Source organism: Micromonospora sp. NPDC005220, assembly GCF_040607895.1.
Classification (GTDB): Bacteria; Actinomycetota; Actinomycetes; order Mycobacteriales; family Micromonosporaceae; genus Micromonospora.
Window position 1 is genome coordinate 84,216 of the sequence record NZ_JBEXHP010000008.1, and the last position, 21,243, is coordinate 105,458.

Here is a 21,243-nt window from a genome sequence, read left to right on the forward strand (position 1 = left end):
CGTAGCCGCGGCCGATCGGCCGCTGACGTTGTTCCGGCGGTTCGGCGCTGCCGCCCCGAGAGGCCCTCTCCCAGCCCGGGAGAGGGCCTCTCGGCGGTCAGTTGTCGGCGGCGATGCCGTCGGCCACGCTGCGGGCCACGGTGAGCAGCTTGGCGCGTACCACCCGGGCGGAGGTCATCATCTCGCTGGCCGGCAACGCGCAGGCCAGCACGGTACGGCGTTCCATGTCCTTGTCCGGCGCGACGAGCACCGCCGCGCAGGCCACTCCCTGCCGGAACTGCCCCATCTCCAGCTGCATGCCGCGCCGGTCCCCGGCAGCCAGGTCGGCCTCCAAACTGTCGGTGGTGGTCAGCGTGGCGGTGGTGAACGGGCGCATGCCGTACTCGCGCAGATAGCGGTAGCGCTGGTCGGTCGTCAGGGTGGCGAGCAGCGACTTGCCGAGCGCGGTCGCGTGCGCCCCCTCGTCGAAGCCGGGGACCAGGTCCTCCAGGTAGGGCGAGCGGTGCCCCTCGGCGACCGCGGTGACGGCCACCTGACCGCCGACGAACCGACCGAGGTAGTGGCTGTAGCCGGTGTCCAGGGCGGCCCGGCGCAGCGTCTCACCGACCGCCGGCGGGCCCCGGAACGCCGTCACCAGCTCCCGGTACCGGTCGGCCACCTCCAACCCCACGATGTACGTGCCGTCCTCGCGACGGATCACGTAGCCCTCGTAGGCGAGGGTGCGGACCAGGTGGTAGGTGGTGGCCACGGTCAGCTCGCAGCGCCGGGCGATCTGCTTGACGGTCAGGCCCTTCGGGGCGCGACCGACCGACTCCAGCACCCGTAGCGCTCGGGACACGCTGCGAATCAGGTCCGAAGGTTCTGCCAAGGGGTCGCGCACAACCACCTCCGCCGCCGGGGACTTACACCATATGAAAAACAGGCCCGGTGCGAAATGCCTGTTCGGGTCGAGGATGCCAGATCACCATCCACAGCTTGTGCCCCGCCGGTCACCAGGAGTGCTCTGAGCCGGGCTCGCGTAGGTTTGCCGAACGATGACCGACACCTCGATCACCCCCGATCCGGCGATCGTCCGACCCCGCCCGATCTGGGCCAGCGCCGGCGCAGTCGTCACCACCGTGGCCTGCGTACTCCCCGTCTTCCTGCTCGGCGGTCTGGCCGTGCAGATGGGCACCGACCTCGGCTTCTCGCCGGCCGGTCTGGGCCTGGCCGTCTCCGTCTACTTCGGGGTCAGCGCGCTGGCCTCGGTGCCCTCCGGCCGGCTGGTCGAACGGTACGGACCGGCAGTTGTCGCCCGCTGCGGCATCCTGCTGGCCGCCGGTTCGATGCTGGCCGTGGCCGCCTTCGCCCGGTCGTACCCGGTGCTGGTCGGCCTGGTGGCGCTCAGCGCCGCCGCGAACGCGCTCGGCCAACTGGCCAGCAACGCCGCGCTGGCCCAGCACGTGCCGGCCCGGCGGCAGGGGCTCTCGTTCGGTGTCAAGCAGGCCGCCATCCCGGTCTCCACCCTGCTGGCCGGGGCGGCGGTGCCCACCATCGCGCTCACCGCCGGCTGGCGCTGGGCGTTCGTGGCCGCCGCCGTGGCCGCGCTGACGACGCTGGCCGCCGTACCCCGGCAGTTGCCCGGCCCGGCCCGGCGGCCCGGCGCCACCCGCGCCGGGCGGGCCACGGCGGCGCTGGTGGTGGTCGGCGCGGCGGCGACGTTGGCCTCGGGCGCGGCCAACGCGCTGGGCACCTTCCTGGTGGACTCCGCCGCGGCCCGGGGCCTGTCGCCGGGCCTCGCCGGCCTCACCCTGACCCTGGGTAGCGCGGTCTGCGTGGCGGCCCGGGTGGGCGCCGGCTGGTTGGCCGACCGCCGCGACTCCGGCCACGTCGCCCTCATCGCCGCGATGCTGCTCGTCGGCGCGATCGGGCTGGGCCTGCTCGCGTTGACCGGCTCGGTGCCGCTGGTGGTCGGCGTGGTGCTCGGCTTCGGCCTGGGCTGGGCCTGGCCGGGCCTGATGAACTTCGCGGTGGTCCGGCTGCACCCACAGTCACCGGCCGCCGCCACGTCGATCACCCAGACCGGGGTGTACGCGGGCGGTTGTCTCGGCCCGTTGAGCCTCGGCCCACTCGCCGCCCACCTCGGCTACCCGGCGATGTGGACCACCGCGGCGGTGGCGATGCTGCTCGCCGCCGCCCTGATGCTCGTCGGCAGCCGACAGTTGACCCGCGCCGCCGCAGCCGGCCGGGGCGGGGGTCAGCTGGTGCGGTCGGCGATGTAGTCGCAGAGCGACTCGAGCGCGCTGCGGGACGGGCCGTGCGGGAGCGGGGCGAGCTGCGCGCGGGCCTCCTCGGCGTAGCTGCGCACGGTCTCCCGGGCCCGCTTCAGCGCCGGGCTCTCCCGGAGCAGCCCCAACGCCTCGGCGTGCAGGGCGTCGTCGGTCAACGGGCCGGTCGCCAGGATCTCCCGCAGCCGCACCGACGACGCGTCGGAGTCGTCCGCCTCACGGGCGTAGAGCACCGGCAGCGTCGGGACGCCCTCGCGCAGGTCCGTGCCGGGGGTCTTGCCCGACTGCACCGACTCGGAGGAGATGTCCAGCAGGTCGTCGGAGAGCTGGAAGGCCACACCGATCGTCTCGCCGTAACCCGCGAGGGCCTCGATGTGCTCCGGAGAGGCGCCACCGAACATGCCGCCGAATCGGAGCGAGGTGGCGATCAGCGAGCCGGTCTTGTCGGCGATCACGTTCAGGTAGTGCGCCACCGGGTCATCGTCGACGCGCGGCCCGACGGTCTCCGCGATCTGACCGTGCACCAGCCGGGCGAAGGTGCGCGCCTGCAACCGGACGGCCTCGATGCCCAGTTCGGCAGCGATGTCCGCCGCGCGGGCGAACAGGTAGTCGCCGACGAGGATGGCCACCGAGTTGGTCCAGCGGGAGTTGACGCTCGGGGCGCCTCGCCGGACGGCCGCCTCGTCCATCACGTCGTCGTGGTAGAGCGTGGCCAGGTGTGTGAGCTCCATCACCACGGCGGCCGGGACGACCTGCGCGCCGGTCGGGTCGCCGAACTGGGCGCCCAACGCCACCAGCAGCGGGCGGAACCGCTTACCGCCGGCCTCCACCAGGTGCCGGGCCGCCTCCGTGACGAACGGGTCGGCGCTTGCCACACTGGCCCGCAGCTCGACCTCGACCGCGTCCAGCACGCTCAGCACGGACGCTTCGACGCGTGGATCGGCGAGATGGAGGCCGACCGCGCCGAACTGACTCGTGCTCGCCCGACCCCGTCGACCGCCGGAGCCGGAGGCACCTGAACGCTCGCCCGCCGGATTCACCACGCCATCAACCATGCCACACCCGTTCGACCTGCTCCGGGCCGGGGATAGGCACCGGAGGCCGGCACGCGAACGCGTACCGGCCTCCGATTGTCGAGACTCGCGTCATCGTACGAATTCGGCGGCTCCGGCGGCCAGATCGAGCAGCGGCGCCGGGGCAACGCCCAGCACCAGGGTGGCCAGCACACCGATCATCAGCGCGGCCGAGGTGAGCCCACCCGGCACGGTGACGGTCGGGGTGGACTCGCCCGGCTCGGAGAGCCACATCATCACCACGACCCGCAGGTACGGGAACGCCAGCACCATGCTGGTCAGCACACCGGCGATCACCAGCCAGGCCTGACCACCCTCCAGAGCCGGCCCGAAGATGGCGAACTTGCTGGTGAACCCGCTGGTCAGCGGGATACCGGCGAAGGCCAGCAGGATGAAGGTGAACAGCGCGGCGAAGAACGGTGACCGCCGGCCCAGCCCGGCCCAACGGGACAGGTGGGTGGCTTCGCCGTCGGCGTCGCGGACCAGCGTCACCACGGCGAACGCGGCCAGCACCGAGAAGCCGTACGCGACCAGGTAGAACATCGTGCCGGCGAGCCCGTCGCGGCTCGGCGCCAACACGCCGACCAGCAGGTAGCCGGCGTTGGCGATCGAGGAGTACGCGAGCAGCCGCTTGATGTCGGTCTGGGTGACCGCGAGCACCGCGCCCACCAGCATGGTCAGCACCGCCACCGCGCCGAGGACCGGGGTGAAGTCCCAGTTGGCGTCGGCGAACGCGACCTGGAAGACGCGCAGCAGCGCACCGAACGCGGCGACCTTGGTGCAGGCCGCCATGAACCCGGTGACCGGGGTCGGCGCCCCCTGGTAGACGTCCGGGGTCCAGACGTGGAACGGGGCCGCCGCGGCCTTGAAGAGCAGACCGATGGCGAGCAGCGCCATGCCGGCGAAGAGCAGCACCGGGCTGGCCGGCGACTCGCTCACCGCCGCGTGGATGGTGGCGAAGTCGACGCCGGCCGAGCGGCCCGGGATGCCAGCGGTGAAGCCGTAGATCAGGGCCACGCCGAACAGGAAGAACGCGGAGGCGTACGCGCCGAGCAGGAAGTACTTCATCGCCGCCTCCTGGCTCAGCAGCCGCCGGCGACGGGCCAGCGCGCAGAGCAGGTAGAGCGGCAGGGAGAAGACCTCCAGCGCGATGAACATGGTCAGCAGGTCGTTCGCCGCCACGAAGATCAGCATGCCGCCGATCGCGAACGTGGTCAGCGGGTAGACCTCGGTGAGCCCGTTGCGCCCCTCGGCCTGCCGCCGGTCGTCGGCCGACTCGGCGGTCACCGCGGCCTGGGCGACGAACGCCCCGCCCCGCTCGACCGAACGGTCACCGATCAGCAGCAGCGCCATCGCGGCCAGCACCAGGATCGCGCCCTGGAGGAAGAGCGTCGGCCCGTCGATGGCCAGGGCCTGGCCGGCGGTGATGATCCGCTCGTCGGCGCTGAGCACCACCATGGTCAACGCCGCGAGGACCGCGAGCAGCGCCAGCGTCAGCTGCACCACGTGCCGCCAACGCCGCGGCACCAGGGCCTCGACCAGCACGCCGAGCAGCGCCGTGCCCAGCATGATCAGGATCGGAGCGATCGCCGCGTAGTCGATCGACGGCAGTTTCAACTCGGTCACAGTGCCGGCCTTTCGTTCGCGACTGCGCAACACTCTGCCCGCGACTGCGGGGCTCGCTTCGCTCTCTCCTCGCGCGGCCGGGTGGGGCTCGCAAGCTCACTCCTCGCGCTCACCGGCCTGCCTCCTGGACGGTGTCGCCCACGGACGGCGCCGGGTCGGTTCTGCCGATGTCGTCCATTGTCGCCTGGACGGCGGGGTTGATCACGTCAGTGACCGGCTTGGGGAAGAAGCCGAGCAGCACGATCAGCGCGATCAGCGGGGCCACCACGACCTTCTCGCGCAGGTTGAGGTCCCGGCGCATGCCGTCGACCTCGGTCAGCGCCGGGTTGAGGGTGCCCTGGGTGGTGCGCTGCACCATCCACAGCACGTACGCGGCGGCCAGGATGATGCCGACCGTGGCGATGACCGCCACCGGCTTGTTCACCGTGAAGGTGCCGATCAGCACCAGGAACTCGGAGATGAACGGCGCGGTGCCGGGCAGCGCGAGCGAGGCGAGACCGGCGAAGAACAGCACCCCGGCGAGCACCGGGACCAGCTTGCCGGCGCCGCCGAAGTCGCTGATCAACGACGAGCCACGCCGGGAGATCAGCATGCCGACCACCAGGAACAGCAGGCCGGTGGCCAGGCCGTGGTTGAGCATGTAGAGCACCGCGCCCGTACCGGCCTGCGTGGTGAAGGCGAAGATGCCCACCCCGATGAACCCGAAGTGCGCGATCGAGGTGTACGACACCAGCCGCTTGAGGTCGTTCTGGCCGACCGCCAGCAGCGCGGCGTAGACGATGCCGATCACGCCCAGGGCCAGCGCCCACGGCGCGAACCACTTCGACGCCTCGGGGAACAGCGGCAGGCAGTAGCGCAGGATCCCGAACGTGCCGACCTTGTCCAGCACACCGACCAGCAGCGCGGCGGCGCCCGCCGGGGCGGCGCCACCGGCATCGGGCAGCCAGGTGTGGAACGGGAAGAACGGCGCCTTGATGGCGAACGCGAGGAAGAAGCCGAGGAACAGCCACCGCTCGGTGCCGGTGCTGATGTCGACCTGCGAGAGCGCCTGCCAGTCGAAGGTCTTCCCGCCGACCACCCAGAGGCCGATCACCGCGGCCAGCATGAACAGACCGCCGACCAGCGAGTAGAGGAAGAACTTCACCGCCGCGTACTGCCGCTGGTGGCCGCCGTAGCTGCCGATGAGGAAGTACATCGGCACCAGCATGACCTCGAAGAACACGTAGAACAGGAAGACGTCGGCGGCCGCGAAGACACCGATCATCGTGCATTCGAGGACCAGCAGCAGCGCGAAGTAGACCGGCACCGACCGCTTCGACGACTCGGCGTCGTGCCAGGACGCCAGGATCACCAACGGCACCAGCACCGCGATCAGCATCAGCATCACCAGCGCGATGCCGTCGGCGGCGAAGGTGAAGCTGACACCCCAGTTCGGAATCCACGAGTACGACTCGCGGAACTGGAACCGGTCACCGCCGGCGTTGAAGCTGACCCACATCACCACCGAGAGCACCAGCACGAGCAGCGACCAGGCGAACGCCACCTGCTTGGCCAGCTCCGGGCGGTGGCGCGGCAGGAAGGCCACCACCAGGGCGCCCACCAGCGGCGCCACGGTGAGCACCGAGAGGAACGGGAAGTTGGACATTATGCGGCCTTACCTCCGTCGTCACTGCGTGGTCCGCCGGCGGGGGCGGCCGGAAAGAGGTCGATCACGCCAACCACCCCGCCTGCACCGCCAGGAACGCCGCCATCACCAGCAGCGCACCGGCCAGGATCGAGGTGGCGTACGAGCGGACAAAGCCGGTCTGCATCCGGCGGAGGCGACCCGAGCCCCCTCCGACCGCGGCGGCGAGCCCGTTGACGAGCCCGTCGATGCCCCGGTTGTCGAGGTACACGAGCGCCCGGGTGAGGAAGATGCCCGGCTTCTCGAAGACCGCCTCGTTGACCGCGTCGGTGTAGAGGTTGCGTCGGGCGGCGGTGACGAGCACCCCGGCCGGCTGCGGCGCGGTGGCCGTGCCGGCCCGGAACAGGAACCAGGCGAGCCCGGCGCCGAGCACGGTGACCAGCAGCGACAGCGTGGTGATCACGGCGTGCGAGAGGACCGCCTCGTGCTCGGCGTGCTCGCCGCCGAGCCCGGCGGTCTCCGTCAGCCAGTCCGGAACGGAGGTGGAGAGCAGGAAGCCGGCGCCGACCGACCCGACCGCCAGCAGGATCAGCGGGATGGTCATCAGCTTCGGCGACTCGTGCGGGTGCTCGATGTCCTCGGTCCACCGCTTCGGGCCGTGGAAGGTGAGCACGAACAGCCGCGTCATGTAGAACGCGGTCAGCCCGGCGCCGAGCAGCGCCGCCCCGCCGAAGAGCCAGGCGGTCCAGTCGTCCCGCTCGAAGGCGGCCACGATGATCGGCTCCTTGGAGAAGAAGCCGGAGAACGGGAACATGCCGATGATGGCCAGCCAGCCCATCATGAAGGTCAGCCAGGTGACCTTCATGTACTTCGACAGCCCGCCGAACCGGCGGATGTCGACCTGGTCCTTCATCCCGTGCATCACCGAGCCGGCGCCCAGGAACATGTTGGCCTTGAAGAAACCGTGCGCCAGCAGGTGCACGATGGCCAGCGCGTACGCCGCGCCGCCGAGGCCGACGCCGAGGAACATGTAGCCGATCTGGCTCACCGTCGACCAGGCGAGCACCCGCTTGATGTCGTCCTTGGCCGCACCGATGATGCAGCCGATCAGCAGGGTGAGCGCGCCGACACTGACCACCACGAGTTGCAGCGTCGAGTTGGCGGAGAAGATCGGGTTGGACCGGGCGATCAGGTAGACGCCCGCCGTGACCATGGTGGCGGCGTGGATGAGCGCCGACACCGGGGTCGGGCCCTCCATCGCGTCCGGCAACCACGCCTGGAGCGGGAACTGACCGGACTTACCGGCCGCGCCGAGCAGCAGCAACAGGCCGAGGACCAGCACCGTGGTGCCGGTCAGCGCGCCGACACCGTTGAACACCTCGTCGTACTGGGTGGTGCCCAGGGTGGCGAACATGATGAAGATGCCGATGGCCAGGCCGGTGTCACCGACCCGGTTCATCAGGAACGCCTTCTTGCCGGCGGTGGCCGCGCTCGGCCGCTCGGTCCAGAAGGAGATCAGCAGGTACGACGCCAGACCGACGCCCTCCCAGCCGAAGTACAGCATCACGTAGTTGTTGCCGAGCACCAGCAGCAGCATGGCCGCGACGAACAGGTTGAAGTACGCGAAGAACCGACGACGGCCGGCGTCGTGCGACATGTACTCCACCGCGTACAGGTGGATCAGGAAACCCACCCCGGTGATCAGCAGTACGAAGACCGCGGCCAGCGGGTCGAAGAGCAGGCCGAAGTCGACGCGCAGATCACCGACCGCGATGAAGTCCCAGAGGCTCAGCTCGACCGACTTGTTCTCCAGGCCACGCAGCTGGAAGAAGAAGCTCAGGCCGAGCACGAACGCGGCGCCGATGGCGGCGACGCCCAACCAGTGCCCCCAGCGGTCGGCCCGGCGGCCGAGCAGCAGCAGGATGGCCGCGCTGACCAGCGGGATCGCCACCAGCAGCCAGACGCCCCCGAGCAGCCCCGTGGCCTGGGCGTATTCCACAGTCTCTTCCACCGGTGGACCCCTCTAGTACTTGAGCAGGTTGGCGTCGTCGACACTCGCCGAGCGTCGCGTCCGGAAGATGGACATGATGATCGCGAGCCCGACCACGACCTCGGCCGCCGCCACCACCATCACGAAGAACGCCATGATCTGGCCGTTGAGGTCACCGTTGATCCGGCTGAAGGTGACCAGCGTCAGGTTGGCCGCGTTGAGCATCAGCTCCACGCACATGAACAGCACGATCGCGTTGCGCCGGACGAGCACACCGGCGGCGCCGATGGTGAACAGCACCGCCGCGAGCACCAGGTAGTAGTCAGGCGTCATGGCTGAGGCGTCCTTTCGTTCGCGACTGCGGGGCTCCGCTTCGCTGCACTCCTCGCGCTCACCGTTGGTCCGTACCTTTCAGCGTGGTCTCCTGCGCGGTCAGCTCGCGCACCGGCAGGATGTCCGGCGTGCTCCGCTCGGAGAGGCGGCCGTCCGGCAGTCGGGCCGGGGTGGCCACCGAGGACGAGGTCGCGAAGACACCAGGGCCCGGCTTGGGGCCGGGGTAGTTGCCCGGCGCGAACCGGGCCCGCATGGTCGACACCTGGTCGACCTTGTCCTGCTTACGGCGCTCGATGTGCGCGAGCACCATGGCACCGACCGCCGCGGTGATCAGCAGCGCCGAGGTCAGCTCGAACGCGAACACGTACTTGGTGAAGAGGAGTCGGGCGATGCCCTGCACGTTGCCCTCGGCGTTGGCCTGCTCCAGACCGACCGGGGTGGTGCCCTCCAGCGCCCGGTAGAGCGCGCCGCCGACCAGACCGGCGAAGCCCAGCCCCAGCACGATCGCGGCGACCCGCTGGCCGCGCAGCGTCTCGATCAGCGAGTCGGTGGAGTCCCGACCGACGAGCATCAGCACGAAGAGGAAGAGCATCATGATCGCGCCGGTGTAGACGATGATCTGCACCATGCCGATGAACGGCCCCGCCTGGAGCACGTAGAACACGCCCAGACAGAGCATGGTGAGCACCAGCCAGAGCGCGGAGTGCACCGCGTTGCGCGCGGCCACCATCCCGATCGCGCCGATGAGCGCGAGCGGCCCGAGGATCCAGAAGGTGACCTCCTCGCCGCCGGACACCCCACCCGCCGCGGCCAGCACCGTAGACGTGGTCATGACTTCTCTCCCTTGCCGGCCGCGACCCGCTGGGCGGCCTGCTCGGCGCCCGGGAACGTCACGCCGGGGTGCTCCTCGACCTGGTAGCGGCCGGGGCCCATCGGCGACGTCTCCGCACCGGCGGAGGTGCCCGGGTTGTCCAGCGCGCCGACGTAGTAGTCCTTCTCGCTGTCACCCAGCCGCATCGGGTGCGGCGGCTGCTCCATGCCCTCGAGCAGCGGCGCGAGCAGCTGCTCCTTGGTGAAGATCAGGTCCTGCCGGTTGTCCCGGGCCAGCTCGTACTCGTTGCTCATGGTGAGCGACCGGGTCGGGCAGGCCTCGATGCACAGCCCGCAGAAGATGCACCGGGCGTAGTTGATCTGGTAGATGCTGGCGTACCGCTCACCCGGCGAGAAGCGCTGCTCGTCGGTGTTGTCGCCACCCTCGACGTAGATCGCGTCCGCCGGGCAGGCCCAGGCGCACAGCTCACAGCCGATGCACTTCTCCAGGCCGTCCGGGTGCCGGTTGAGGATGTGCCGCCCGTGGTAGCGCGGCGCCGACACCGGCGGCTTGAACGGGTAGTCGGTGGTGACGACCTTCCTGAACATGTGCGAGAAGGTGACACCGAATCCCTTGAACGTTCCGGTGATCGCGCCCACGTCACACCTCCCTGGAGTCCGAGCCGGCAACGATGTTGGCCGGCTCCCGCTCGGCGACCACGCGCGTGATACGCGGGCTCGGTGGTACCTGAAGATCCATCGGTGGCAGCGGGAAGCTCCCGTGCGGCCGGTTGTCGACCTGTTCCTGCGTCGTCGGCTGCGGCGTCGGGCGCCGGCTGGGCCAGAAGATCGTGGCGATCAGCAGGATGCCGGCCGGAATGCCGACGGCGATGACCTTGCTGCGGGTGTCCCAGTCCTCGATGGAGCGCAGGCCCGACAGGACCAGGATCCAGACCAGGTTGATCGGCAGCAGCACCTTCCAGCCCAGCCGCATGAACTGGTCGTAGCGCAGCCGGGGCAGCGTGCCACGCAGCCACACGAAGACGAAGACCAGCGCGATCACCTTGCCGAAGAACCAGAGCATCGGCCACCAACCGGAGTTGGCGCCCTCCCAGATGGTGATCGGCCACGGCGCCCGCCAACCGCCCAGGAACAGCGTGGTGGTGACCGCCGACATGGTCACCATCGCGACGTACTCGCTGAGCATGAAGAGCGCGAACTTCAGCGAGCTGTACTCGGTCATGAAGCCCGCGACCAGCTCGGACTCGGCCTCGGGCAGGTCGAACGGCGCCCGGTTGGTCTCACCCACGGTGGCGATGAAGAAGATGACGAAGCTGGGCAGCAGCAGGATCGCGTACCAGCCCGGCGCCGGGACCGTCTGCCCGAAGATGGTCAGCTGGGTGCCGTCGCCCTGAGCGGCGACGATCCCGCTGGTGCTCATCGTGCCGGCGGTCATGAAGACCGCCACGATGCTGAGCCCCATGGCGACCTCGTAGGAGATCATCTGGGCGCTCGACCGCAGACCACCGAGCAGCGGGTACGTCGAGCCGGAGGCCCAGCCACCCAGCACCACGCCGTAGACGCCCATCGAGGAGCAGGCGAGCAGCAGCAGCACCGCCACCGGCACGTCGGTGACCTGCAACGGCGTGTGGTGACCGAAGATGCTCACCATCGGGCCGAACGGCACCACCGACAGGGCGGTGACCGCGCAGATCACCGAGATGGTCGGGGCGAAGAAGTAGACGACCTTGTCGGCCGCCTTCGGCAGGATGTCCTCCTTGAAGGCCATCTTCAGGCCGTCGGCGAGGGTCTGCAGCAGGCCGAACGGGCCGACCTGGTTGGGGCCGGGCCGCACCTGCATGTAGCCGACCACGCGCCGCTCGAACCAGACCCCCAGCAGGGTGGCCAGCAGCCCGAAGGCGAACGCGAAGACAATCTTGCCGAGAACCAGCCACCACGGATCGCGGCCGAAGTCGGCCAGCGTCGGATCCTGGGCGAGAAGGGGACTCACAGTGCCCACCTTTCGTTCGCGACTGCGGGGCTCACTCGCTGCGCTCGTTCACTCCTCGCGCTCACTGGTTACCCCCGGAGTTGAGGAGCGGACCCGGGAGACCGGTCTCGTCGGCCGCCGCGCGCCCGGCCGGGATGGCCGTGCGCGGTGCGGGGACGGAGATCCGGACGACCGCGCCGGACGATGCCCCGAGGCTGCGCCGCACGGTCGAGCCGGGTGAGTTGGTCGGCAACCAGACCACGCCGTCCGGCATCTCGGTGAGCTCCGCCGGCAGGGTCAGCGCCCCCCGGTCGGTGCCGACCGTGACCGGGTCACCGTCGACCACACCGAGCGCCTCGGCGGTGCCCTTACCCAGCCGGACCACCGGCGGGCGGGCGGTCCCGGCGAGGTTCTCGTCGCCCTCGGTCAGGGTGCCGAGGTCCACCAGCTGGTGCCAGGTGGCCAGCACGGCCTCCCCGGCGCCCGGCTCCGGCACCCGGCCCGGCGCGACCGACGGCGCAGCCGGCCGAGACATCCGCGTCGCCGGCAGCGAGCCCAGCTCACGACGCACGCTCAGCACGTCGGCCGTGCCGAGACGCACGTCGAGCAGCGCGGCCAGCGCGTCGAGCACCCGACCGTCGGTCATCGCGGCGGTGTTCAACACCGCCTCGAACGGGCGCAGCCGACCCTCCCAGTCGAGGAAGCTGCCGGCCTTCTCGACCACCGGGGCGACCGGCAGTACCACGTTCGCCCGCCGGGTCACCGCACTGGCCCGCAGCTCCAGGCTGACCAGGAACGGCACCGCGTCCAGGGCGGACTCGGCCAGTCTCGGGTCGGCCAGGTCCGCCGGGTCGACACCGCCGACGACAAGCGCGCCGAGCTGCCCGTTGGCGGCCGCGGCCAGGATGCCGTCGGTGTCCCGACCGGCCTGGCTCGGGATCACCCCGGCCGGGATGTCCCACGCCTCGCCCAGCTCGGCCCGCGCGGTCGGCTCGGTGACCAGGCGTCCGCCGGGGAGCAGGTTGGGCAGGCAGCCCGCGTCGACCGCGCCGCGGTCACCCGCGCGCCGCGGCACCCAGGCCAGCTTCGCGCCGGTACGCCGAGCCACGTCGGCCGCGGCGGAGAGCCCGCCCGGCACGGTGGCCAACCGCTCGCCGACGATCAGGATCGCGCCCGGTGCGCTCAGCGCCTCGGTGACCGTGGCGTGCTCGGCGAGCACGCTGGCCTCCTCGCCCGGCACCACCCGGGCCAGCTTGGCACCGAGCTTCTCCAGGCCGCGGGTGGCGAAGGGCGCCAGCGCGTACACCGTCAGGGTCTTCTTCAGGTACGCCTTGCGCAGCCGCAGGAAGAGGATCGGGCACTCCTCCTCCGGCTCCAGGCCGACCAGCACCACGGCCGGCGCGTTCTCCACGTCGGTGTAGGTGACGTCGGTGACCCCGGCGACCGAGCTGGCCAGGAAGTCGGCCTCCTCGCGGGAGACCGGCCGGGCCCGGAAGTCGATGTCGTTGGTGTTCAGCGCGACCCGGGCGAACTTGGCGTACGCGTAGGCGTCCTCGACGGTCAGCCGACCGCCGGTGAGCACCGCCGTGCCCTGCCCGCTCTCCCGTGCGGCGTGCAGCCCTTCGGCGGCCACGGTGAGGGCCTCGCTCCAGGACGCCTCCCGCAGCTCACCGGTGCGCTCGTCGCGGACCAGCGGGGTGGTCAGCCGGTCGGCGGCCCGGGTGTACTGGAAGCCCCACCGGCCCTTGTCGCAGTTCCACTCCTCGTTCACCTCCGGCTCGTCGCCGGCCAGCCGGCGCAGCACCTTGCCGCGCCGCCAGTCGGTGCGCTGCCCGCAGCCGGCCGAGCAGTGCTCGCAGACGCTGGGGCTGGACACCAGGTCGAACGGGCGGGCCCGGAACCGGTACTGGGCGCCGGTCAGCGCGCCCACCGGGCAGATCTGGACGGTGTTGCCGGAGAAGTAGGAGTTGAACGGGACGTCCCCGCTGTCCTCCCCGGACTCCGCGCCGTACGCGTCGTCGCGGTAGATGTTGATCTCCTCGGCGGACGACCGGCCCATCAGGTCGATGAACTTGTCGCCGGCGATCTCCTCGGAGAACCGGGTGCACCGCTGGCAGAGCACGCACCGCTCGCGGTCCAGCAGCACCTGGCTGCTGATCGCCATCGGCTTCTCGTACTCCCGCTTGTGCTCGTGGAAGCGCGAGTCGGTGCGGCCGGTGGACATCGCCTGGTTCTGGAGCGGGCACTCGCCGCCCTTGTCACACATCGGGCAGTCCAGCGGGTGGTTGAGCAGCAGCAGCTCCATCACCCCCTCCTGCGCCTTCTTGGCCACCGGGGAGGTGATCTGGGTACGCACGACCATGCCGTCGGCGACGGTCTGGGTGCAGGAGGCGACCGGCTTGCGCTGCCCCTCCACCTCGACCAGGCACTGCCGGCACGCGCCGGCCGGGGCCAGCAGCGGGTGGTCGCAGAACCGGGGGATCTCGGTGCCCATCTGCTCGGCGACCCGGATCAGCAGCGTCCCCTTGGGGGCGGTGACCTCGACGCCGTCGATGGTGAGGGTGACGGTCTCGGTCTGCTTGGCTACGTCGGTCATTAGTGCGCCCCTACCAGGGTCTTCTCCGACAGCTTGGGTGCGGTCCGACCCTCGATGTAGTCGAGGTAGTCCTGCTTGAAGTACTTCAGCGAGGAGGTCACCGAGCTGGTCGCGCCGTCACCCAGACCGCAGAACGAGCGGCCGAGGATGTTGTCGCAGGTGTCCAGCAGGGTGTCCAGGTCTTCGTGGGTGCCCTGACCGGCGAGGATCCGCCGGTAGACCCGGACCATCCAGTAGTTGCCCTCGCGGCACGGGGTGCACTTGCCACACGACTCGTGGTGGTAGAACTCCAGCCACCGGTACGTCGCGTAGACCGGGCAGTCCTGGTCGGAGAAGATCTGGGTGGCCGTGGTGCCGAGGATCGAGCCGGCCGCCGCCACCCCCTCGAAGTCCAGTGGCACGTCCAGGTGCTCGGCGGCGAGCAGCGGGGTGGACGATCCGCCCGGGGTCCAGAACTTCAGGTTGTGGCCGGGCTGCATGCCACCGGCCAGCTCCAGCAGCTCGCGCAGCGTGACGCCCATCGAGCACTCGTACTGGCCAGGGTTGGCGACCCGGCCGGAGAGCGAGTAGATCATCGGCCCGGAGGACTTCTCGGTGCCCATGCTCTTCCACCAGTCGGCCCCACCGAGCACGATCGGCGGCACGCTGGCGATGGTGCCGACGTTGTTCACCACCGTCGGGCTCGCGTACAGGCCGTGGGTGGCCGGGAACGGCGGGCGCAGCCGGGGCTGACCCCGGAACCCCTCCAGCGAGTCAAGCAGCGCCGTCTCCTCGCCGCAGATGTACGCCCCGGCGCCGGAGTGCACCACCAGCTCCAGGTCGTAGCCGCTGCGCAGGATGTTCCGACCCAGGTAACCCTTGTCGTACGCCTCCTGGACCGCGTTGCGCAGCCGACGCGCGGCGTGCACCGCCTCGCCCCGGATGTAGATGTAGGCGCGGGCGGCCCGGATCGCGTACGACGCGATGATCACGCCCTCGACCAGCGCGTGCGGGTCGTGGGTCATCAGCGGCAGGTCCTTGCAGGTGCCCGGCTCGCCCTCGTCGGCGTTGACCACCAGGTAGTGCGGCTTGCCGTCGCCCTGCGGAATGAAGCCCCACTTGAGGCCGGTCGGGAAGCCGGCGCCGCCTCGGCCCCGCAGCCCGGAGTCCTTGATCAGCTGGATCAGGTCGTCCGGGTGGGCCTTGAGCGCCTTGCGCAGCGCGGCGTAGCCGTCCAGCTGCTCGTACGTGCCGATCCGCCAGGCGTCCGGCGACAGCCAGCGCTTGGTCAGCACCGGCGTCAGCTTGGCCAGCGTCTCCGGGCGGGGAGTGGTCACTTCTGGGCCCCCGTTTCGTTCGCGTCGGCGCTGTTCGCGTCATCGGCGCTCGCCGACGCTTCGGTGAGGTTGCGCTCCTGCGCGCCGGTGGAGTCACCGGCGGGCTTGCCGTCGCCGGCCGGCGCGTTGGCCGCGACGCCGGCGGCCTCCGCCTTCTGCGCGTCGGGCGACGCCGGCGGCGAGGTGTCCGTCGGGACCTTGGTGCCGGCCGCTCCCGTCGGGGCGGACGCCCCGTCGCCACCCTTGACCGGCGCCGCGCTGGCCTCGGCGGGCGCCGGCTTGGCGGCCTCCGCCTTCGCCTTCGCCTCGGCGGCGGCCTTGTCGGCCTCGGCCTTGCTGCGGATCGGGGTGTTCGGGTCGAAGCCCGGCACCGAGACACCGTGCTGCTGGGCCAGCCGCAGCCCGCGCAGGGTGGGCTCGCCCGGCCCGCCGTCGGCGACCGCACCGTCGCGCTCGTCGGCGAAACCGGCGAGCTGCACCGCCATCTCCTTGAGGGTGCAGAGCCGGGCGCCCCGGGTCGGCATCGGCCGGCCGCCGGCCCGCAGCTCGTCGACGACGCCGACCGCGGTGGCGGCGTCCACGCCGTCGAAGAAGTCGTAGTTGACGGTCATCACCGGGCCGTAGTCGCACGCCGCCAGGCACTCGGCGTGCTCCAGCGTGATCGTGCCGTCGGCGGTGGTCTCGTCGTGCCCGACGCCCAGGTGCTCGGCGAGGGTGTCGTAGACCTCCTGGCCACCGAGGACGTTGCACATGGTGTTGGTGCAGACGCTGACCAGGAAGTCACCGGTCGGCTTGCGCTTGTACATGGTGTAGAAGGTGGCCACCGCGCCGACCTGGGCCTTGTTCAACCCCAGCACCTCGGCGCAGAACGCGACCCCGGCCGGGGAGACGTACCCCTCTTCGGCCTGCACCAGGTGCAGCAGCGGCAGCAGCGCCGAGCGGGACCGGTCCGCCGGGTAACGGGCGATGATCTCGCGCGCCCGCTCCCGGGTCTCGTCAGTGAAAGTCGTCATCAGCGGTCACACCCACCCATCACCGGGTCCAACGAGGCACCGCCGGCGATCACGTCGGCGATCAGACCGCCCTCGGCCATCGCCGGGAGGGCCTGGAGGTTGACGAAGCTCGGCTCCCGGTAGTGCACCCGGTAGGGCCGGGTGCCGCCGTCGGAGACCGCGTGCACGCCCAGCTCGCCGCGGGGCGCCTCGATGGCGACGTACACCTGGCCGGGCGGAACCCGGAAGCCCTCGGTCACCAGCTTGAAGTGGTGGATCAGCGACTCCATCGACTGACCCATGATCTTCGCGACGTGCTCCAGCGAGTTGCCCATGCCGTCCACGCCGATGGCCAGCTGCGCCGGCCAGGCGATCTTGCGGTCGGCGACCATCACCGGGCCCGGGCGGAGCCGGTCCAGCGCCTGCTCGACCAGCTTCAGCGACTCCCGGATCTCGGCGAGCCGGACCTGGTAGCGACCCCAGACGTCACCGTCGGGGTGGGTCGGCACGTCGAACTCGTACGTCTCGTAGCCGCAGTACGGCATGGTCTTGCGCAGGTCCCAGGCGAGCCCGGCGGAGCGCAGCACCGGGCCGGTGATGCCGAGCGCCACGCAGCCGGTGACGTCCAGCACCGCGACGTTCTTCGTCCGCTCGGTCCAGATCGGCTGGCCGGAGAGGAGGTCCTCGTACTCCTTGAGCTTCTTCGGCATCATCTTGAGGAACTCACGGATCTTGACGACCGCGTCGTCCGGCACGTCCTGCGCCACACCGCCCGGCCGCACGTACGCGTGGTTCATCCGCAGACCGGTGATGGTCTCGAAGATGTCGAGGATGTACTCCCGCTCGCGGAAGCCGTACAGCATGATCGAGATCGCGCCCAGCTCCATGCCGGTGGTGGCCAGCCAGACCAGGTGCGACGAGATCCGGTTGAGCTCCATCATCAGCACGCGGATGGTGGTGGCCCGCTCGGTGATGTCGTCAGTGATGCCGAGCAGCTTCTCCACCGCGAGGGCGTACGCCGTCTCGTTGAAGATCGGGGCGAGGTAGTCCATCCGGGTCACGAACGTCGAGCCCTGGACCCAGTTGCGGTATTCGAGGTTCTTCTCGATGCCGGTGTGCAGGTAGCCGACGACCGAGCGGGCCTCGCGGACCGTCTCGCCCTCGAGCTCCAGGATCAGTCGCAGCACCCCGTGCGTGGACGGGTGCTGCGGACCCATGTTGACCACGATCCGCTCGTCCTTGATCGGGTCGGTGCCCGAGACGATCGTGTCCCAGTCCCCACCGGTGACGGTGAAGACCCGGCCCTCGTCGGTCTCCCGCTCGCTGGCGTAGTTCGTCGCGCTCACTGGTACGACCTCCGCTCGTTCGGCGGCTGGATCTCCGCGCCCTTGTACTCGACGGGGATGCCGCCGAGCGGGTAGTCCTTGCGCTGCGGGTGGCCCTCCCAGTCGTCCGGCATGAGGATCCGGGTCAGGCTGGGGTGGCCGTCGAAGACGATGCCGAACATGTCGTACGCCTCCCGCTCCTGCCAGTCCGCGGTCGGGTAGATGGCGGTCACGCTGGGCAGGTGCGGGGCCTCGACGGAGACCGCCGCCTCCAGCCGGACCCGCCGCCGGTACGTCATCGAGGTGAGCAGGTAGACCACGTGCAGCCGGCGTTCGTCGGCGCCCAGGTAGTCCGCGCCGGACACCGAGGAGCACAGCTCGAACCGCAGCGCCAGGTCGTCGCGCATCACCTGGCAGACCTCGGCGATCCGCTCCGGGCGTACGTGCAGGGTCAGCTCACCCCGGTCGACCACGACCTTCTCGATGGCGTCGTTGAAGGCCGGGTACGCCTCCTCCAGCGCGTCGCGGACCTCGTCGAAGTAGCCCCCGTACGGCCGGGACGCCTCCTCGATGGGCTGGCGCTGGCGGACCAGGCCGCCGTAGCCGGACACGTCGCCGGTGCCCTGGTTGCCGAACATCCCGCGACCCGCCCGGCTGGCCGGCGGGTGTTCGGCGGGGGCACCACTGGTGGCGCCGGCCGGCACCACCGGCAGTGGTACGCCGCCGTCGTTTGGCTTGTCCGTGGGTGACGTCATTTCGGGCCTACCTGCGGGTGGAGGTGGTTCTGAGCGTTCATCCAGTTCTCGATGCGCAACTGCTCCTCGCGACCTTCGCGGACCGCCCGGGTCCACTCGGCGCGCCGGGCCTTGTCGTTGCGGTACGAGGAGGGCATGGAGCCGTAGGGCACGACGGGAACGTCGCCGCGCTCCTGGCGGGCAGCGAGCATCTTGCGACCGTTCGGGCCCAGCGGCTCGTACATGATCTTCTCGCGGAGCTTGAGGATCGCGTCGATGAGCATCTCCGGCCGGGGCGGACAGCCGGGCAGGTACATGTCGACCGGCACCACATGGTCGACGCCCTGCACGATCGCGTAGTTGTTGAACATGCCGCCGCTGCTGGCGCAGACGCCCATCGAGAGCACCCAGCGCGGCTCGGCCATCTGGTCGTAGATCTGGCGCAGCACCGGGGCCATCTTCTGGCTCACCCGGCCGGCCACGATCATCAGGTCGGCCTGCCGGGGCGACGCCCGGAAGACCTCCATGCCCCAGCGGCCCATGTCGTAGTGCGGACCACCGGCGGCCATCATCTCGATGGCGCAGCAGGCCAGGCCGAAGGTGGCGCCCCACACGGACGACTTCCGAGACCAGTTGACCAGCTTCTCCACCGAGGTGAGCAGGACGCCGGCGGGAAGCTTCTCCTCGATGCCCATCTGACGTTCCTTCCTCAGTCCCAGTCCAGGCCGCCGCGCCGCCACACGTAGGCGTACGCAACGAAGACCGCGACGATGAACAGGACCATCTCCACGAAGCCGAAGATCGGCAGAGCGTCGAACGAGACCGCCCAGGGGTAGAGGAAGATGATCTCGATGTCGAAGACGATGAAGAGCATCGCCGTCAGGTAGAACTTGATCGGGAACCGCCCGCCGCCGACCGGCTGCGGGCTGGGCTCGATGCCGCACTCGTAAGCCTCGAGTTTGGCCTTGTTGTAGCGACGGGGACCGGCGAAGCGGGCGGCGCCGACGGAAAACAGCGAGAACGCCGCGGCGAGGGCGAACAGCCCGATGATCGGTGCGTAAGGCGAGAGCGACATCGTTTTCTCCTGCTCGTCCTTCCCTGCCCTCGGTGCTTGACGAAAATCACACTATTCACGTCCCTCGCAGTGGCAGTCAGCGGGGGTCGATCTTTGTCGGCATCGAGGCTGCGACCAGCGCCGATGCCGTCCTACTTATACGGCTGGGGCGACCTTCGTCATCGCGTTGATGACCCGGTCCATCGCGTCCCCGCCGCGCGGGTCGGTCAGGTTGGCCAACAGCTTGAGCACGAAACGCATCAGCGTCGGGTGCGGCATGCCGTGCTTGGTGGCGATCCGCATGATCTCGGGGCGGCCGATCAGTTTCACGAAAATGCCGCCCAGCCGGTAGTAACCGCCGAGCCGGGCCTTCAGCTCGTTCGGGTACGCCATCAGCGCGCGCTCGCGTTCCGGGCCGGCCGGCCGGGCGAGGGCCTGGACCACGACCTCCGCGGCCAGTTCGCCGGATTCCATCGCGTACGCGATGCCCTCACCGTTGAACGGGTTGACCATGCCGCCCGAGTCGCCGACCAGCAGCACGCCCCGGGTGTAGTGGGGCACCCGGTTGAAGCCCATCGGCAGCGCGGCACCGAGGATCGGGCCGTCGGCGTTGGTCTCGTCGGTCATCCCCCAGTCAACCGGCGTGTTGGCGAGCCAGTCGGTGAGCAGTCGGCGGTAGTTGGTCTTGCCGAACGCCGAGGACGAGTTGAGCACGCCGAGGCCCACGTTCACCCGCCCGTCACCCAGGCCGAAGATCCAGCCGTACCCGGGCAGCAGGTTGTCGCCGCTGTCCTTGCTGCGCAGCTCCAGCCAGGACTCCAGGTAGTTGTCCTCGTGCTTGGCCGGCGAGCGGTAGTAGCGGCGGACGGCCACACCGATCGGCCGGTCCTCCCGCTTGGCCAGCCCGAGCGCGAGCGGGAACCGGCCGGAGACGCCGTCCGCCGCGACGACCAGCGGGGCGTGGAAGGTGGTGGGCTCCTTGCCCGGCCCGACCTCCGCCTCGACGCCGGTGACGCGGCCATCGCCGTCGAGGACCGGGCCGAGCACGTTGACGCTGGTCCGCAGCTTCGCGCCGGCGGCCACCGCCCGCTGGGCGAGCAGGTCGTCGAAGTCCAGTCGCGTTCGCACCAGACCGTAGTTGGGGAAGCTGGCCAGCTCCGGCCAGTCCAGTTCGAGGCGTACCCCGCCGCCGATGACCCGCAGGCCGCGGTTGTGCAGCCAGCCCGCCTCGGGAGAGGTGTCCACACCCATCCGGATGAGTTGGCGCACCGCGCGCGGGGTCAGCCCGTCGCCGCAGACCTTCTCCCGGGGGAACTCGGTCTTCTCCAACAACAGCACCCGTACGCCGTGCCGGGCCAGGTGGTACGCAGTAGCTGATCCACCGGGACCGGCGCCCACGACAATGACGTCGGCGTCGTGTTCCACCGCGGTCATCCGCGCCTCCTCCCGCACGCTCGTGAAATGCTTCACAAGCCAGACGGGACGAGTGTATGACCGGCGTCATACCTGCGCA

At 70.3% G+C, this 21,243-nt stretch carries 18 protein-coding genes; 1 reads left to right on the forward strand and 17 read right to left on the reverse strand.

The features are described from left to right. Window positions 1–97: 97 nt before the first annotated feature. Complete coding sequence (locus tag ABZU52_RS05895; protein WP_354969935.1) at window positions 98–880, reverse strand: IclR family transcriptional regulator C-terminal domain-containing protein; 783 nt, start codon at window positions 878–880, stop codon at window positions 98–100. Window positions 881–1,034: 154 nt separating this feature from the next. Here ABZU52_RS05895 and ABZU52_RS05900 point away from each other — a divergent pair, with 154 nt between their 5' ends. After that, window positions 1,035–2,261 (forward strand): MFS transporter, encoded by a 1,227-nt coding sequence (locus ABZU52_RS05900; protein ID WP_354969936.1) that lies wholly within the window; start codon window positions 1,035–1,037, stop codon window positions 2,259–2,261. On the opposite strand, the gene ABZU52_RS05905 is transcribed toward ABZU52_RS05900, so the two are convergent. The 16 genes from ABZU52_RS05905 to ABZU52_RS05980 all read right to left on the reverse strand — a co-directional run bounded on the left by ABZU52_RS05905 (window position 2,237) and on the right by ABZU52_RS05980 (window position 21,164). After that, the gene (locus tag ABZU52_RS05905; protein ID WP_354969937.1) at window positions 2,237–3,322 is read right to left on the reverse strand and encodes a polyprenyl synthetase family protein; all 1,086 of its coding nucleotides are present in this window, start codon (window positions 3,320–3,322) and stop codon (window positions 2,237–2,239) included. The genes ABZU52_RS05900 and ABZU52_RS05905 overlap by 25 nt on opposite strands. Before the next feature lie 90 nt (window positions 3,323–3,412). Continuing rightward, window positions 3,413–4,966 carry an NADH-quinone oxidoreductase subunit NuoN gene (gene nuoN / locus ABZU52_RS05910; protein ID WP_354969938.1) on the reverse strand — a complete coding sequence of 518 codons (1,554 nt, stop codon included), beginning with the start codon at window positions 4,964–4,966 and terminating at the stop codon, window positions 3,413–3,415. Between the two features lie 109 nt (window positions 4,967–5,075). Continuing rightward, a complete protein-coding gene (locus ABZU52_RS05915; RefSeq protein ID WP_354969939.1) occupies window positions 5,076–6,611 on the reverse strand; it encodes an NADH-quinone oxidoreductase subunit M in 1,536 nt (511 codons plus the stop codon). A gap of 64 nt (window positions 6,612–6,675) precedes the next feature. Continuing rightward, window positions 6,676–8,601, reverse strand: coding sequence for an NADH-quinone oxidoreductase subunit L (gene nuoL / locus ABZU52_RS05920; protein WP_354969940.1), 1,926 nt, complete (start codon window positions 8,599–8,601; stop codon window positions 6,676–6,678). Between the two features lie 12 nt (window positions 8,602–8,613). Beyond that, window positions 8,614–8,913 (reverse strand): NADH-quinone oxidoreductase subunit NuoK, encoded by a 300-nt coding sequence (nuoK, locus tag ABZU52_RS05925; protein WP_030486270.1) that lies wholly within the window; start codon window positions 8,911–8,913, stop codon window positions 8,614–8,616. A 58-nt stretch (window positions 8,914–8,971) separates the two neighbouring features. Then, entirely contained in the window at window positions 8,972–9,745 is a 774-nt protein-coding gene (locus ABZU52_RS05930; RefSeq protein WP_354969941.1) for an NADH-quinone oxidoreductase subunit J, read from the reverse strand. Continuing rightward, on the reverse strand, window positions 9,742–10,383 hold the full coding sequence (nuoI, locus tag ABZU52_RS05935) for an NADH-quinone oxidoreductase subunit NuoI (protein WP_354969942.1): 642 nt from the start codon (window positions 10,381–10,383) through the stop codon (window positions 9,742–9,744). Before nuoI ends, ABZU52_RS05930 begins: the two co-directional genes overlap by 4 nt. Window position 10,384: 1 nt before the next feature. Next, the gene (gene nuoH, locus ABZU52_RS05940) at window positions 10,385–11,734 is read right to left on the reverse strand and encodes an NADH-quinone oxidoreductase subunit NuoH (RefSeq protein ID WP_354969943.1); all 1,350 of its coding nucleotides are present in this window, start codon (window positions 11,732–11,734) and stop codon (window positions 10,385–10,387) included. 61 nt (window positions 11,735–11,795) lie between these two features. Next, entirely contained in the window at window positions 11,796–14,309 is a 2,514-nt protein-coding gene (locus ABZU52_RS05945) for an NADH-quinone oxidoreductase subunit G (protein WP_354969944.1), read from the reverse strand. Next, entirely contained in the window at window positions 14,309–15,625 is a 1,317-nt protein-coding gene (gene nuoF, locus ABZU52_RS05950) for an NADH-quinone oxidoreductase subunit NuoF (RefSeq protein ID WP_354969945.1), read from the reverse strand. Before nuoF ends, ABZU52_RS05945 begins: the two co-directional genes overlap by 1 nt. Beyond that, the gene (gene nuoE / locus ABZU52_RS05955) at window positions 15,622–16,638 is read right to left on the reverse strand and encodes an NADH-quinone oxidoreductase subunit NuoE (RefSeq protein WP_354969946.1); all 1,017 of its coding nucleotides are present in this window, start codon (window positions 16,636–16,638) and stop codon (window positions 15,622–15,624) included. Before nuoE ends, nuoF begins: the two co-directional genes overlap by 4 nt. Continuing rightward, window positions 16,638–17,963, reverse strand: coding sequence for an NADH-quinone oxidoreductase subunit D (locus ABZU52_RS05960; RefSeq protein ID WP_354969947.1), 1,326 nt, complete (start codon window positions 17,961–17,963; stop codon window positions 16,638–16,640). Before ABZU52_RS05960 ends, nuoE begins: the two co-directional genes overlap by 1 nt. Beyond that, window positions 17,960–18,697, reverse strand: coding sequence for an NADH-quinone oxidoreductase subunit C (locus ABZU52_RS05965; protein WP_354969948.1), 738 nt, complete (start codon window positions 18,695–18,697; stop codon window positions 17,960–17,962). The genes ABZU52_RS05960 and ABZU52_RS05965 overlap by 4 nt, the downstream gene beginning before the upstream one ends. Next, the gene (locus ABZU52_RS05970) at window positions 18,694–19,371 is read right to left on the reverse strand and encodes an NADH-quinone oxidoreductase subunit B (protein ID WP_145785918.1); all 678 of its coding nucleotides are present in this window, start codon (window positions 19,369–19,371) and stop codon (window positions 18,694–18,696) included. Before ABZU52_RS05970 ends, ABZU52_RS05965 begins: the two co-directional genes overlap by 4 nt. 14 nt (window positions 19,372–19,385) lie before the next feature. Continuing rightward, window positions 19,386–19,751 (reverse strand): NADH-quinone oxidoreductase subunit A, encoded by a 366-nt coding sequence (locus ABZU52_RS05975; protein ID WP_007454588.1) that lies wholly within the window; start codon window positions 19,749–19,751, stop codon window positions 19,386–19,388. A gap of 135 nt (window positions 19,752–19,886) precedes the next feature. Next, complete coding sequence (locus ABZU52_RS05980) at window positions 19,887–21,164, reverse strand: geranylgeranyl reductase family protein (protein ID WP_354969949.1); 1,278 nt, start codon at window positions 21,162–21,164, stop codon at window positions 19,887–19,889. Window positions 21,165–21,243 lie beyond the last annotated feature (79 nt).